General features: G+C 71.7%; 14 protein-coding genes. 9 read left to right on the forward strand and 5 right to left on the reverse strand.

All coding sequences use genetic code 11. The annotated features are described in order from the left end of the window. The first annotated feature begins 16 nt into the window (after nucleotides 1–16). The 6 genes from sucD to QM788_RS06765 all read left to right on the forward strand — a co-directional run bounded on the left by sucD (nucleotide 17) and on the right by QM788_RS06765 (nucleotide 5,227). Complete coding sequence (gene sucD / locus QM788_RS06740; protein ID WP_415660712.1) at nucleotides 17–910, forward strand: succinate--CoA ligase subunit alpha; 894 nt, start codon at nucleotides 17–19, stop codon at nucleotides 908–910. A 63-nt stretch (nucleotides 911–973) separates the two neighbouring features. Beyond that, nucleotides 974–1,660, forward strand: a complete 687-nt coding sequence (locus QM788_RS06745; RefSeq protein WP_415660713.1) for a TerC family protein — start codon at nucleotides 974–976, stop codon at nucleotides 1,658–1,660. Between the two features lie 17 nt (nucleotides 1,661–1,677). Beyond that, on the forward strand, nucleotides 1,678–2,763 hold the full coding sequence (locus QM788_RS06750; RefSeq protein ID WP_415660714.1) for a serine/threonine-protein kinase: 1,086 nt from the start codon (nucleotides 1,678–1,680) through the stop codon (nucleotides 2,761–2,763). Beyond that, entirely contained in the window at nucleotides 2,760–3,557 is a 798-nt protein-coding gene (locus tag QM788_RS06755; RefSeq protein WP_415660715.1) for a Stp1/IreP family PP2C-type Ser/Thr phosphatase, read from the forward strand. Before QM788_RS06750 ends, QM788_RS06755 begins: the two co-directional genes overlap by 4 nt. A 48-nt stretch (nucleotides 3,558–3,605) precedes the next feature. Next, entirely contained in the window at nucleotides 3,606–4,262 is a 657-nt protein-coding gene (locus tag QM788_RS06760; protein ID WP_415660716.1) for an FHA domain-containing protein, read from the forward strand. A 176-nt stretch (nucleotides 4,263–4,438) separates the two neighbouring features. Next, nucleotides 4,439–5,227 carry an MBL fold metallo-hydrolase gene (locus QM788_RS06765; RefSeq protein ID WP_415660717.1) on the forward strand — a complete coding sequence of 263 codons (789 nt, stop codon included), beginning with the start codon at nucleotides 4,439–4,441 and terminating at the stop codon, nucleotides 5,225–5,227. Nucleotides 5,228–5,255: 28 nt separating this feature from the next. Here QM788_RS06765 and QM788_RS06770 read toward each other — a convergent pair whose 3' ends face one another. Together QM788_RS06770 and QM788_RS06775 are read right to left on the reverse strand one after the other, a co-directional pair. Beyond that, a complete protein-coding gene (locus tag QM788_RS06770; protein ID WP_415660718.1) occupies nucleotides 5,256–5,525 on the reverse strand; it encodes a hypothetical protein in 270 nt (89 codons plus the stop codon). Further along, nucleotides 5,522–5,737: a hypothetical protein gene (locus QM788_RS06775; RefSeq protein WP_415660719.1), complete on the reverse strand. Its 216-nt coding sequence runs from the start codon at nucleotides 5,735–5,737 to the stop codon at nucleotides 5,522–5,524. Before QM788_RS06775 ends, QM788_RS06770 begins: the two co-directional genes overlap by 4 nt. A gap of 300 nt (nucleotides 5,738–6,037) precedes the next feature. Between QM788_RS06775 and QM788_RS06780 the strand changes: the two genes are divergently transcribed. From QM788_RS06780 to QM788_RS06790, 3 genes are all read left to right on the forward strand, one after another. Then, a complete protein-coding gene (locus tag QM788_RS06780; RefSeq protein WP_415660720.1) occupies nucleotides 6,038–6,487 on the forward strand; it encodes a pilin in 450 nt (149 codons plus the stop codon). Between the two features lie 136 nt (nucleotides 6,488–6,623). Then, nucleotides 6,624–7,955: an O-antigen ligase family protein gene (locus QM788_RS06785; protein WP_415660721.1), complete on the forward strand. Its 1,332-nt coding sequence runs from the start codon at nucleotides 6,624–6,626 to the stop codon at nucleotides 7,953–7,955. 41 nt (nucleotides 7,956–7,996) lie between these two features. Beyond that, nucleotides 7,997–9,742, forward strand: a complete 1,746-nt coding sequence (locus QM788_RS06790) for a Wzy polymerase domain-containing protein (protein WP_415660722.1) — start codon at nucleotides 7,997–7,999, stop codon at nucleotides 9,740–9,742. A gap of 34 nt (nucleotides 9,743–9,776) precedes the next feature. Here the strand turns inward: QM788_RS06790 and pyrF are convergent, their stop codons facing one another. The 3 genes from pyrF to purB form a co-directional block, all read right to left on the reverse strand. Further along, nucleotides 9,777–10,577: an orotidine-5'-phosphate decarboxylase gene (pyrF, locus tag QM788_RS06795; RefSeq protein WP_415660723.1), complete on the reverse strand. Its 801-nt coding sequence runs from the start codon at nucleotides 10,575–10,577 to the stop codon at nucleotides 9,777–9,779. Continuing rightward, a complete protein-coding gene (locus QM788_RS06800) occupies nucleotides 10,574–12,730 on the reverse strand; it encodes a putative bifunctional diguanylate cyclase/phosphodiesterase (RefSeq protein WP_415660724.1) in 2,157 nt (718 codons plus the stop codon). The genes pyrF and QM788_RS06800 overlap by 4 nt, the downstream gene beginning before the upstream one ends. A gap of 160 nt (nucleotides 12,731–12,890) precedes the next feature. Continuing rightward, nucleotides 12,891–14,267: an adenylosuccinate lyase gene (gene purB, locus QM788_RS06805; RefSeq protein WP_415660725.1), complete on the reverse strand. Its 1,377-nt coding sequence runs from the start codon at nucleotides 14,265–14,267 to the stop codon at nucleotides 12,891–12,893. Nucleotides 14,268–14,276: the final 9 nt, after the last annotated feature.

Consider the following 14,276-nt stretch of genomic DNA (forward strand, 5'->3'; position numbering starts at 1 on the left):
CCAGGAGTTCCACACCATGTCGATCTACATCAACAAAGACACCAAGGTCATCACCCAGGGCATCACCGGCAAGACCGGCCAGTTCCACACGCTGGGCTGCCAGGCCTATGCCAACGGCAAGAACGCCTTCGTCGCGGGCGTGAACCCGAAGAAGGCCGGCGAGAAGTTCTCCGAGATCCCCATCTACGCGACCGTCAAGGAAGCCGCCGCGCAGACCGGCGCGACCGTGTCTGTCATCTACGTGCCGCCCGCCGGTGCCGCCGCCGCGATCTGGGAAGCCGTCGAGGCCGACCTGGACCTGGCCATCTGCATCACGGAAGGCATCCCCGTGCGCGACATGCTCGAAGTGCGCAACAAGATGAAGGCCAAGGAGGCCGCCGGCGGCAAGAAGACGCTGCTGCTGGGCCCCAACTGCCCGGGCCTGATCACGCCCGAGGAAATCAAGATCGGCATCATGCCCGGCCACATCCACCGCAAGGGCCGCGTCGGCGTCGTCTCGCGCTCCGGCACGCTGACCTATGAGGCCGTCGCGCAGCTGACCGAGCTGGGCATCGGCCAGTCGTCGGCCGTGGGCATCGGCGGCGACCCGATCAACGGCCTGAAGCACATCGACGTGATGAAGGCCTTCAACGACGACCCGGACACCGACGCCGTCATCATGATCGGCGAGATCGGCGGCCCCGACGAGGCGGAAGCCGCCCGCTGGTGCAAGGCCAACATGAAGAAGCCCATCGTCGGCTTCATCGCCGGCGTCACCGCCCCTCCGGGCAAGCGCATGGGCCATGCCGGCGCACTGATCTCCGGCGGCGCCGACACCGCCGACGCCAAGCTCGCCATCATGGAAGAGTGCGGCTTCACGGTCACGCGCAACCCCTCCGAAATGGGCAAGCTGCTCAAGGCCCTGCTGTAATCGGGGCTTCGCCCCGAGACCAGGCCGCCGGGTCACCGCCCGGCGGCTTTTTCATTGCCTGCCATGGACCACCTCGACGCCTCCTTCTTCTTCGCGCTGCTGAAGATCATCTGGGCCGACATCCTGCTGTCGGGCGACAACGCCGTCGTCATCGCGCTGGCCACGCGCCGGCTGCCGCCGCGCCAGCAGCGCAACGCCATCATCGGCGGCGCGGCGGCGGCCATCCTGATGCGCGTGCTGCTGGCGCTGTTCGCCATCCAGCTGCTGCAACTGCCCTGGCTGAAGCTGGTGGGCGCGGCGCTGCTGGTGTGGATCGGCGTCAAGCTGATGACCCAGGCCGACGAGGAGGCCGAGGTGGGCGAGGTGAACGGGCTGTGGGCCGCCATCCGCACCATCCTGCTGGCCGACCTGGCCATGAGCCTGGACAACGTCGTCGCCATCGCCGCCGCCGCCAGCGCGGCGGCCGCGCCGATGCGGCCGGTGCTGCTGCTCATCGGCCTGGGCCTGTCCATCCCGCTGATCGTCTTCGGCAGCACGCTGCTGCTCAAGCTGATGCAGCGCTTCCCGGCCATCATCACGCTGGGCGCGGCGCTGCTGGGCTTCGTGGCCGGCGAGATGGCCGTGACCGACACGGCGCTGGCGTCCTGGTTCAGCGTCAACCTGCACGACCTGGGCTACACGGTGGGCATCGCCGGCGCCATCCTCGTGGTGGCGCTCGGGCTGATGCGGTCGAAGGCCGCCAAGGCCTGACCGGGCGCCGCGCGCACATGGCCACGAGCAAGCCCGGGTTCTGGCAGCGCCTGGTCGGCCGCGCCGCCGGCACGCCGCCGCCCGGCGAGCCCGCGGCGGCGCCGGCCGGGCCGCCCGGGCCCGCCGCGCCGCCCGACCTGCGCGACTTCGACCTCGGCGCCGAGATCGGCCGCGGCGCCATGGCCGTCGTCTACAAGGCCACGCAGCGCGCCACCGGCCGCCAGGTCGCCATCAAGCGGCTGGCGCTGAGCCGCGAGTTCTCCGCCGAGGACCTGGCCGACGTGCGCGAGCGCTTCATGCGCGAGGCCCGCGCCGCCGGGGCGCTGCAGCACCCCGACATCCTGCAGGTGGTGGACGCCGGCCAGGACGGCGACGACGCCTGGCTGGCGCTGGAGTACGCGCTGGGTCGCGACCTCAGCGCCTTCACCCGGCCCGGCCAGCTGCTGCCGGTGCGCGAGGTGGCGCAGCTCGGCGTGCGGCTGGCGCGCGCGCTGCACCATGCGCACGGCCACGGCGTCATCCACCGCGACATCAAGCCCGCCAACGTGATGCTGGACCGCGTCAACGGCAGCCTGAAGCTGATGGACTTCGGCATCGCCCGCGTCGGCGACGGCAGCCGCACCCGCACCGGCCTCGTGCTGGGCACGCCGTCCTTCATGTCGCCCGAGCAGCTCGCCGGGCTGGCGGTGGACGGCCGCAGCGACCTCTACTCGCTGGGCGTGCTGCTCTACCAGCTGTTCACCGGCACGCTGCCGCACCAGAGCGACTCGATGGCGCGGCTGATGCAGCAGATCGCCACCGAGCCCGCGCCCGACCTGCGCACGCGCCGGCCCGGCCTGCCCGAATCGCTCGCGCTGGTGCTGGCCGTGGCGCTGGAAAAGCGCCCGGAGCTGCGCTACGCCTCGGGCGAGCAGATGGCCCGCGACCTGGAGGCCGTGCTCGTCATGGACCTGCTGACCGAGCCCGCGCCGCCCGCCGCCGCCGCGCCCGCCGCCGCCGATCCGTTCGCGCAAACACTGCGCTTGACGCCGGAGGAAGCAGGGCAGAATCGCCGCTCCCCTGCCGAGCCCCACGCGCCCGACGAGCCACCGCCAGCCCCATGACCCTGGAGTTCTTCAGCACCACCGACGTGGGCCGCGCGCGCGACAACAACGAAGACTCGGTCGCGCTGGACGCCGCCGCCGGCCTGGCCGTGCTGGCCGACGGCATGGGCGGCTACAACGCGGGCGAGGTGGCCAGCCAGATGCTGACCAGCTTCGTCGCCACCGAGCTCGGCCGCTGGCTCAAGGACGGCGGCCGCGACGCGCGGGCCGGCGAAGTCCGGCGCGCGATGGACATCTGCGTCGACAACGCCAACCGCGCCATCTTCAACGCCGCCAACGCCAACCCGCGCTACACCGGCATGGGCACGACGCTGGTGCTCGGCGTGTTCCGCCCGGAAGGCCTGCTGATCGGCCACGTGGGCGACTCGCGCGCCTACCGCCTGCGCGCCGGGCGGCTCACCCAGATCACGCGCGACCACTCGCTGCTGCAGGAGCAGATCGACGCCGGCCTGCTGACCGCGCAGGAGGCCGCCTTCTCCAGCAACAAAAACCTCGTCACCCGCGCCGTCGGCGTGGAAGACACCGTGCTGATGGAGCTGCACCTGCACGAAGTGCAGCCCGGCGACACCTTCCTGCTCTGCTCCGACGGGCTGTCCGACATGCTCGACGACGACAGCCTCGCCGGCCTGCTCAACGGCCACCCGGCGCTGCCCGAGGCCGCGCGCGCGCTGGTGGACGCGGCCAACGACCGCGGCGGGCGCGATAACATCGCCCTCATCCTGGCCCATGCGCAAAGCCGCCAACGGCCCGAAGGCCGGGGCTGGTGGCCCTTCGGCCGGCGCGGCGGCCTCTGAGCCCGCGCCCGAGCGTCACCGCACGAACAACAGAACTTGAGGTCATTCATGGGCAAACTGGTGGTTTCGCTCGACGGCGTGGTGATCAAGGAGGTACAGATCACCAAGGACAAGACCACGCTCGGCCGGCGTCCCTACAACGACATCGTCATCGACAACCTCGCGGTGTCGGGCGAACACGCCGTGCTGCAGATGGTCGGCGCCGACGTCTTCATCGAAGACCTCAACTCCACCAACGGCACCTACATCAACGGCAAGGCCATCAAGAAGCAACTGCTGGCCGACAACGACACCGTCGAGATCGGCAAGTACAAGATCAAGTTCCTGCTCAACGACGGCGGGGACTACGAAAAGACCATGATCCTCAAGCCCGGCTCCGGCGCGCCGCCGAACATCGGGCTGACCTCCGCCTTCGGCTCGATCGGCGGCGGCAACGGCGCCATCGGCCCGGCCACGATCAGGGTGCTCACCGGCGCCGCGGCCGGCCGCGAAGTCGCGCTGACCAAGGTCGTCACCACGCTCGGCAAGCCCGGCGTGCAGGTCGCCTCCATCACCAAGCGCCCCACCGGCTACGTGTTCGCGCACGTCGAGGGCAGCGAGCGCCCCAGCGTCAACGGCATCCCGCTGACCGGCGAATCCATCGCGCTGCGCAGCGGCGACCTCGTCGAGCTGGCCGGCACGCAGATGCAGTTCATCCAGGGCTAGGGCCCGCCCGGCGGGCGCCGCCGCAGGGGCCGCCGGCTTCGCGGCGACATGTGATTTCCTCACGGACGCAAAGCCCCCAACCCGGTAATCCGACCATCCGTTGAGCCGGGCCGCTGCGTACATTCCTGGCTCAGCCTCGCCCGCCGCGCGGCACCCGAATCCGAGCCACGCACCGCATGAACATCCGCGTCCTGGGCTGCTCCGGCGCCATCGCCGCCGGCTACAAGACCACCGCCTTCCTGCTCGACGACGATGTCCTCATCGACGCCGGCACCGGCGTGGGCGACCTGCCGCTGGACGCCCTCGCGGCCATCGACCACATCCTGCTCTCGCACTCGCACCTGGACCACGTGCTGGGCATCCCGCTGCTGGCCGACGCCGTGCTGCGCCTGCGCCGCGCCGCCGCCCGGCCGCCCATCCAGGTCCACGCGCTGCCCGAGACGCTCGCCACGCTGCGCGAGCACATCTTCAACGGCGCCATCTGGCCCGACTTCACCCGGCTGCCCACCCGCGAGCACCCGGTGCTGAGCCTGCACCCCTTCCAGACCGGCGACCGCCTGGACCTGACGCGCGGCCGCGTCGTCGAGGTGCTGCCCGCCGTGCACACCGTGCCGGCCGTCGGCTTCGCCGTCGACGGCGGCGCCGCGGCGGGCCACGCCCACTGGGTCTACACCGGCGACACCGGCCCCAACCCGGCGCTGTGGCGCCGGCTGGCCGGGCTGCGCCTGTCCCACCTCGTCATCGAAACCGCCTTCAGCGACGACGAGGCCGAACTCGCCCACATCAGCCAGCACCTGCATCCCGCCGACCTCGGCCGCGAACTGGCGCACCTGGCCGGCAGCGTGGACGTGCGCATCACCCACATCAAGCCCGGCGAGGTCGAGGCCGTCATGCAGGGCGTGCGGGCGCTGGGCAGCCCGCACCGCATCACCGCGCTGGAGGCGGGGCAGGGCATGGCGTTCTGACACGACCCGGCCCCGCCCAAGCGCCCGCTCACAGGCGCTTCACCAGCGCGTCATACGCGTCGTGAGGGCCGACCCAGAACCAGACGATGGTGTCGCCATCCAGGATGCCGAGCGCCCGCCAGTCCAAGTCCACCCTGGCGGAATAGATCGGCCTGGTGTCGTGAACCTTCTTGAACCGGATCGACGGATGGGCCGGGTTGTCGCGCCACAACCCGTACGACCGCTTGATCTGCGCCTGCCGCTGAAGGCCGGCCGCCGCATACAAGCGGCGGAAACGCTCGGTCGTGACGGACTTCAAGGCAACTCGTCAAGCGGCCGGCACTGGCCCGACCTGAACTCGGCCAACGCCTCATCGGCCAGCGATGCCAGGGCGGCCGGGGAGGCGGCCAATGACGCCGCCCACCGCTGCTCCGACTTGATCTCGTCCAGGAGCAGCGTCGCCAGCACCTCCTGCTCCGCAGGCGGCAACTTGGCGACTTCCGTCAATGCGACTTCGAGAACGTGCGTCATGGAACTGCTCCGCAGGAATCGGCCGCCAATGGTAAGCCGGCCCGGGCGCCAGGCCAGCTCCCGGGCCGAAGGCTCGACCGGCGCCCTGGCGCTGGAGCGGCATGTCTGCCCCTGACGTTTTCTGGCCCGAGCCCGGGCGGTGACGCAAAGCGTCACCCCGAAGTGACGTTTCTTGTCATCCCGGCGGCGCCAGGGGCGCGATCCGTGCGCTTTCGCACGCGCCGGCGGCCTGGGGCGGCTGGCACGCCCCCTGCGTTCAATGGGGCTGCCCTCCCTCCCCTCACTACCTGGAGTACCGACATGCAACTCAAGCAACGCGCCCAACGCGGCTTCACCCTGATCGAACTGATGATCGTCGTGGCGATCATCGGCATTCTGGCCGCGGTGGCGATTCCGCAGTACCGCGACTACACGAACAAGTCCAAGGGTGCCTCGGCCATCGCCAGCATCGACACCTACAAGAAGGGTGTGGCCATCTGCATCCAGAACGAAGGCGGCGTCGCCACGAACTGCGACACCGGTTATGACGGCATCCCGACCTGGACGGCCACGCCGCTGCTGAGCGCGGTTACCGTTGCCGACGGCAAGATCACCGCCACCGTGCCCATCGGCGCGATCGGTAACACCGCAGAAGGAAAAATCGAGCTGACGCCCAACCCCCAAGCGGCACGTATCAATTGGGTCGTGGCGGTCACAGCCCTCCCAGATGCTGTCAAGTCGGCCCTGGAAAAGACGAACACGAGTTCGTAATCTCACGCGCCGGACACTTGGCCGGCATCACCTGAAAGGGCCTTCGGGCCCTTTCTTCGTTTCCCCTCTCCATCAGGGCATCGCCATGAGATGCGCCCCGGCCCCACTGGCGGCAACGGCCGTACTTGCCATCGCCGTGGCCTACCTGGCCCTGGTGCCGCTGGTGCCGCCTGCCGCCGCGTCAGCCCACGATGCGAGCCGGCTGCTTCAGGTGGTCCTGCTGGCGGTCGCCGCCCTGCTCGCGCTGCCGGGCCGTGGATCTGGCGAGCTGCCGTTGCCGGGCTGGCTCAGAGGCAGTGCCTCCGGCGGCTTGGCCTTGTCGGTGCTGGCCGTCCTCGCCTCGCCGCATCGTGCGGCCTCGGCGCAGGAATTCGCGCTGATGGCAGGACTGGCCGGCTTGGCCTTGCAAATCGGCCGGGCCGCAAGCGCAGGCGCGCCTGCCTGGGCCTATGCAAGCCTGCTGGCTGGCAGCGGCGCCCACCTGGCGCTGCTCACCGGCGTCTATGTTGCCGCGCTGGCGGGCAATTCCCCTCTGGACGCCAGGCTTCTGCACCTCGGCTTCGACAACCCGCGATTTTTCAACCACGTGCAGACCGTCGCGGTTCCGGTGCTGCTGGGCTGGTCCGTCGTGGCGCCCAGCCGGCTGCAGCGCCGTGCGGCCTTGGCCATGGTGAGCCTGCATTTCGCGTGGCTGTTCATGGACCTGGCCCGCGCGAGCCTGCTCGCCCTCGCCATCGCGGTGCCATGGCTCGCCTGGGTCGGCGCGGCGTCGCTCTGGCGCAGGCTGCTGCTGTGCGCGGTGGGGGGCGCGGCCATCCATGCCGCCTTGTTCATGGCGCTGCCGGCCGTGCTCGGGCGCGTTTGGACCGGCCAGTTCGCCAGCGCACAGGAACTCGGCAGCGCCCATTCGCGGGACCAGTTGCTGGCGGCAGCGGCCGAGCTGATCCATGCACATCCATGGCTCGGCGCGGGCCCCATGCATTTCGCAGCGTTGACGCATCCCAAGGGGGCCCACCCGCACAACTTCTATCTGCAGTGGGCGGCCGAATTCGGGCTCCCGGCGCTGCTGTTGCTGCTGCCGCTGCTCGTGCTGCCACTGTGGCGGGCATCGACCGTGCTGCGCCAATCGCCCGCCAACGCACCGCCCATGACGGCAGCACTGGGCGCCGCCGTGCTGGCGGCGCTGGTCGATGCCGCGTTCTCCGGCAACTTCGTGATGCCTGTGTCCCAAGTGTGGATCGCCGTCGTCTACGGCCTGCTGCTGGGTTCCCTGCCGTCTTCACAGCGAATGCGCAGGCCAGGCCCGCACCGCCTGGGCGTTGCGCTGCTGGTGGCATTGCAGGCCATGCTGTGCATGCAGGCATGGCGCCAATGGCATCAAGACCCGCCACGCATGTCGGCATCGAGTCCCACGACGGAAGCCGAGCAAAGGCCTCGGCCACGCTTCTGGCGCGACGGCTGGTTTTGAAGCGTCGGCCGGGCGGCCGCGCCATGCCATCATCCGCGCCCATGCCCACCCAGCCCTCCCTCCCGGCCGACACCGCGCCGCCCGGCCCGATGGCCGTCATCGCCGCCGCGGCCGCCCTGCCGCCGCTGCTGGCCTTCAACCAGACCCCCGCCGCCACGCTCTACAACCAGTTGCTGGCCCTCGCCGGCTGGGGCCTGGCGCTGCTGCTGTGGGCGCGCGCTGCGCCGGGCTGGCGCGGCGGCCTGCGCAGCCCCGCCGCGCTCGCGCTGGCGCTGCTGCTCGCCGCGCCGATGACGTCGGTGGCCTGGCGGGCGCTGCCACTGTCGCTGGGCCTGAACGCCACGGCCGTGATCGGCGCCGGGCTGGCGGCGCTGCTGCTGGCGCAGGGCCTGTCGCGCGACGCGCGCGCCCGGGCGGCCGAGGCGCTGTGCTGGGGCCTGCTGGCCGGCGGCCTGTGCAGCGTCGCCATCGGCCTGGTGCAGGTGTTCGCGCCGGACCTGGCCGGCGGCGGGCTGATCGCCCGCTCGGGCATCGCCGGCCGCGCCGTGGGCAACCTTCGCCAGCCCAACCACCTCGCCAGCCTGATGATGTGGTCGGCCGTGGCCGCGGTCTTCCTCACCGAGCGGCAGGGCCGGCGCGCGCTGCTGGCGCCGCTGCTGTTCGCGTTCGTGTTCACGGTGGTCATGAGCGCGTCGCGCACCGGCTTCATCGGCATTGCCATGCTGGCCGTGTGGGGGCTGGTGGACCGCACGCTGTCGCGCAGCGCGCGGCTGGCGCTGCTGGCCACGCCGGTGATGCTGGGCCTGAGCTGGTGGCTGATGTCGCTGTGGGCCGACGGCGGCCATGCGTTCGGCGCGGCGTCGCGCCTGTCGGAGGGCGCGGGCTCGCCGTCGCGGCTGGCCATCCTGCGCGACGCCTGGGCGCTGACGCTGGCGCACCCGCTGCTGGGCGTGGGCTGGGGCGAGTTCAATTTCGCATGGAGCCTGACGCCCTTCCCCACCCGCCCCATCGCGTTCTTCGACCACACGCACAACCTGCCCGCGCAGCTGGCCGTGGAGCTGGGCCTGCCGGGAGCCGGCGCGGTGCTGGCGCTGCTGGCGTGGGCGCTGTGGCGGGCCTGGCGCGGCGCGCTGCCTGCGGGCGGCGACGCGCCGCTGCGCCGCGCCGCGCTGATGCTGGTGCTGACCATCGGCCTGCACAGCCTGCTGGAGTACCCGCTGTGGTACGCCTATTTCCTGCTGCCCGCGTGCTTCGCGCTGGGGCTGGCGCTGCCGGCCGAGGCCGCAGGCCGGTCCGCGGCGGAACGGCCGCCCGCGCCGGCCTGGCCGTGGCGGCTGCTGGGCGGCCTGCTGGTTGCCGGCAGCGCGTTCGCGCTGTGGGACTACCACCGCATCGTCGTCATCTACGCCCCCGGCCACGACGCCGCGCCGCTGCCGGCGCGCATCGCGGCGGGGCAGCGCTCGCCGCTGTTCAGCCACCACGCCGACTACGCCGCCGCCACCAGCCTGCCCCCCGGCCCCGAGGCGCTGGCCGCGGCGCGGCGCACGGCGTTCAGCCTCATCGACGCGCGGCTGCTGATGCACTGGTCGCGCTCGCTGGAAGCCACCGGCGACGTGGCGGCCGCACGCTACGTGGCGGACCGCCTGCGCGAGTTCCGCAACCCGACGGGCGACACCTGGTTCGCATCGTGCGCCGTGGCGGAGGGTGCGGCCTCAGCGGCGGTGATGCCGCAGTGCGTGCCGGCTTCCGAGGTGATCGACTGGCGGGCGCTGAGGGGCGCAAGGTAGAAACCCGCCGCGCAGCATCCCGGCTCAGGTCGGCTCAGAGCAGCGCCGTCCGTGTGGCCTGCGCCACGGCACGGGCGCGTTCGGCGAAGTCGGCGCCGCTGCTGGCATACAGGATGGCGCGCGACGAGCTGACCACCAGCGGCGCGCTGCGGCCCGCCGCGTCCACCACGGCCGCCGCGTCGCCGCCCTGCGCGCCCACGCCGGGCACCAGCAGCGGCAGCGTGGGCGCCAGCGCGCGCACGCGGGCGATCTCTTCCGGATAGGTGGCGCCCACCACCAGGCCGAGCTGGCCGTTGCGGTTCCACTGCGTCTCGGCCAGGTGCGCCAGGTGCTCGAACAGCCGCGGCTGGCCGGGCACGTCGGCCAGTCGCCGCATCTGCCAGTCGTCGCCGCCCTTGTTGGAGGTGCGGCACAGCAGGATGGCGCCCTTGCCCTCGTAGGCGAGGTAGGGCTCGATGGAGTCCAGGCCCATGAAGGGCGACAGCGTCACCGCGTCGGCCTGGTAGCGCACGAAGGCCTCGCGGGCGTACTGCTCGGCGGTGGAGCCGATGTCGCCGCGCTTGGCGTCGAGGATGACCGGCACGCCCGGCGCCACGGCGTGGATGTGGGCGATCAGGCGTTCGAGCTGGTCCTCGGCGCGGTGCGCGGCGAAGTAGGCGATCTGCGGCTTGAAGGCGCAGGCGAGGTCGTGCGTGGCGTCGACGATGGCGGCGCAGAAGTCGAAGATGCGCGAGGCGTCGCCCGCCCAGGCGCCGGGCAGCCGCGCGGGTTCGGGGTCGAGGCCGACGCAGAGCCGGGTGTCGGAGCGGGCTTGGAGCTGGGCGAGGAAGGTCATGGGGCGGGATTGTCGGCGGTCGGGGCCGGCGCGCGGGCGCGCACGAAGCCGGCGAACGCCTCGGCCGGCAGCGGCCGGCTGAACAGGTAGCCCTGCACCGCCCGGCAGCCCTGGCGGCGCAGGAAGTCCAGCTGGCCCTCGGTCTCCACGCCCTCGGCGATGGTCTCCAGGCCCAGCGCAGCGGCCATGCGGATGACGGCGTCGACGATGGCGCGGTCCTCGGCGTCGTCGGTCAGGTCGCGCACGAAGGACTGGTCGATCTTGAGCTTGCTGACGCGGAACTTCTTCAGGTGGCTGAGCGACGAGTAGCCGGTGCCGAAGTCGTCGATGGCCAGCCGCACGCCGCGCGCATGCAGCTCGTTCATCGTCGCGATGGCCGCGGCCGGGTCGTCCATCGCGGCGCCTTCGGTCAGCTCCAGTTCCAGGCGGGCGGCGGGCATGCCGGTGTCGGCCAGCACGCGCGCCACCAGCGCCGGCAGGTCGCGGTGGCGGAACTGCACGGCCGACAGGTTCACCGCCAGCGTCAGCGCGGGCAGCCCGGCGTCGTCCCAGCGGCGCAGTTGGGAGAGCGCCTCGGTCAGCACCCATTCGCCGATCGGCAGGATCAGGCCGCTGCTCTCGGCCACCGGGATGAACTCGGCCGGCGACACCCAGCCCAGCTCCGGGTGCTGCCAGCGCAGCAGCGCCTCGGCGCCGACGATGCGGGCCGCGCCGCCCTGGGCGTCGAGGGCGAGCTGCGGCTGGTAGTGCAGGCTGAGCTGGCCGCGCTCCAGCGCGCGGCGCAGCGCGTTCTCCAGCCGCAGCATGCGGGCGGACTGGGCCTGCATCTCGCTCGTGAAGAAGCGGTAGGCGTTGCGGCCGTCCTTCTTGGCGCGGTACATGGCCGCGTCGGCGCATTTGCACAGCGTGTCGAAGTCGTCGCCGTCGGTCGGGAACATCGCGATGCCCAGCGACGGCGTGACGGTCAGCTCCTGCCCCTCGACCTGGAAGGGCGCGCCGGCCAGCGCCATCAGCTTGGTGGCGAGGTGGGCGGCGCCGGCCACGTCGGTCAGCGGCAGCACCAGCACGAATTCGTCGCCGCCCATGCGGGCCACGGTGTCCTGCTCGCGCACGGCGCCGCGCAGCCGCCCGGCGAGCTGCGCCAGCAGCGCGTCCCCGGCGCGGTGGCCCAGCGTGTCGTTGACGTTCTTGAAGTGGTCCAGGTCCAGGAACAGCACGGCCAGCGGCTCGTCGCAGCGGCGCGCGATGTCCAGCGCCTGGCTGGCGCGGTCGGCCAGCAGGTGGCGGTTGGGCAGGCCGGTCAGGCCGTCGAACAGCGCCAGCCGCTCGGCGCGCGCCTCCAGCTGCGCCTTGGCCTGCACCAGCGCCTGCTCGGCCTGCTTGCGGGCGCTGATGTCCTGCGTGATCCAGATGGAGCCGCACGACAGGTCGCCGCGCACGATGGCCTTGCTGCGCACCTCGCACCAGAGGGCGCTGCCGTCCTTGCGGCGCAGCACCATCTCGGCATGGAAGGCGTCGCCGCGCGCCAGCGGCGCGTAGCAGGCGTCGCCGGCGGCCTGCCAGTCCGCGTCGCTCAGGTACCAGGCGCGCGAGAGCTGGCCGTCCAGCTCGCCGGGCGCGTAGCCGAACAGCTGCTCGAAGGCGCGGTTGCAGCGCGTCACGCGGCGGTCGCGCAGGAAGACGATGCCGACCATCGCGTGGTCGAAGATGAGCTGCTGCTCGGCGTGCAGCTCGGCCAGCGCGGCGTCGGCCAGCCGGCGCTCGCCGACGTCGTCGGCGATCCAGATCGAGCCGTCGGCCGGGTCCTCGGGGTTGATCAGGCGGCCGGTCAGGTGCGCCCAGAACGGCACGCCGTCCAGGCGGCGCATCAGCTGCTCGCAGCGGAAGGTCTCGCCGGCGGCCAGCGCCGGGTAGGCCCGCGCGCCCAGGCTGCGGGCGTCTTCCTGGCTGATGTAGAGGTCCAGCGTGCTGCGGCCGACGGCGGCCTCGGGGCTGCCGAGGCCGTAGATGTCCGCGTAGCGCTGGTTGCAGCGCACCAGCCGGCGCGCCTTCACGAACACGATGCCAACGCCGGCGTTGGCCATGATGACGTCCAGCTCGCGCAGCGCCTGGCGGAGCGCGGGCGGGTCACTGGGGTCTGGCGCGGGGCTCATGCAGGCTCGGTGGGCGGGAGCCGGCGGGCGCCGGCAGGGCGGATCGGGGAGACCGGCTATTGTCTTGACCCCCGCCCCGCCTGGGCGCCGGGCGCCTGCTGCGGCGTGAATTCACACCGCTGGACGCCGCCTTCGCGCGGCTTCGCTCCGAAGCGCCCGGTCAGACTCGTTTGGCGAGCTCCTGCGCCAGGCCGGTGTAGCTGCCCGGCGTGAGCTTGAGCAGCCGGGCCTTCTCGGCCTTGGGCAGTTCCAGGCCCTCGATGAAGGCGCGGAGGGACTCCTGCGTGATGGCCTTGCCCCGCGTCAGCTCCTTGAGCTGCTCGTAGGGGTTGGGCAGGCCGAAGCGGCGCATCACGGTCTGGATGGGCTCGGCCAGCACCTCCCAGGCGGCGTCGAGGTCGTCGGCCAGCGCGGCCTCGTTCACCTCCAGCTTGCCGAGGCCCTTGGCCAGCGAGTCGTAGCCCAGCAGCGCATAGCCCAGGCCCACGCCCATGTTGCGCAGCACGGTGGAGTCGGTCAGGTCGCGCTGCCAGCGGCTGACGGGCAGCTTCTGCGAGAGGTGCGTCAGCACCGCGCTGGCCAGGCCGAAGTTGCCCTCGGCGTTCTCGAAGTCGATCGGGTTGACCTTGTGCGGCATCGTCGAGCTGCCGATCTCGCCGGCCCGGGTCTTCTGCTTGAAATAACCCAGCGAGATGTAGCCCCAGACGTCGCGCGACCAGTCGATCAGGATGGTGTTGGCGCGCGTGAAGGCGTCGAACAGCTCGGCCATGTAGTCGTGCGGCTCGATCTGGATCGTGTAGGGGTTGAACGTCAGCTTGAGCTGCTTCTCGATGACCTGCTTCGAGAAGGCCTCCCAGTCGTGCCGGGGCCAGGCGGACAGATGCGCGTTGAAGTTGCCGACCGCGCCGTTCATCTTGGCCAGCGGCTTGACGGCGGCGATGCGCGCGCGCGCCGCCTGCAGCCGCGCGACGACGTTGGCGATCTCCTTGCCCACCGTCGTGGGGCTGGCCGTCTGGCCGTGCGTGCGGCTCAGCATCGGCGTGGCGGCGAACTGGTGGGCCATCCTGCGCAGCGTCGCGACGATGCCGTCCAGCGCCGGCAGCATCACCTCGTCGCGCGCGGCCTTCAGCATCAGCGCATGGCTGGTGTTGTTGATGTCCTCGCTGGTGCAGGCGAAGTGGACGAACTCGCTGGCGGCGAGCAGCTCGGGGTGGCCCTCGAAGCTGCGCTTGATCCAGTACTCGACGGCCTTCACGTCGTGGTTGGTCGTGCGCTCGATGGCCTTGATGTCTTCCGCGTCGGCCTCGCTGAACTTCTTCACGAGCCGGCGCAGGCGCGCGCGCGCGGCGGAGGACAGCGGCTTGAACTCCTTGAAGCCCGCGTCCGACAGCGCGATGAACCACTCCACCTCGACCTGCACGCGGCGGTGCATCAGCCCGTACTCGGACAGCAGCGGGCGGAGCTGCGCGACCTTGGCGGCGTAGCGGCCGTCCAGCGGCGAGAGGGCGCTGATGGCGCAGAGGTCGGTCGTGGTCATGGCGGGCCG

It is taken from the genome of Roseateles sp. (assembly GCF_047654785.1).
In the GTDB taxonomy this organism is placed as follows: Bacteria; Pseudomonadota; Gammaproteobacteria; order Burkholderiales; family Burkholderiaceae_C; genus Pelomonas.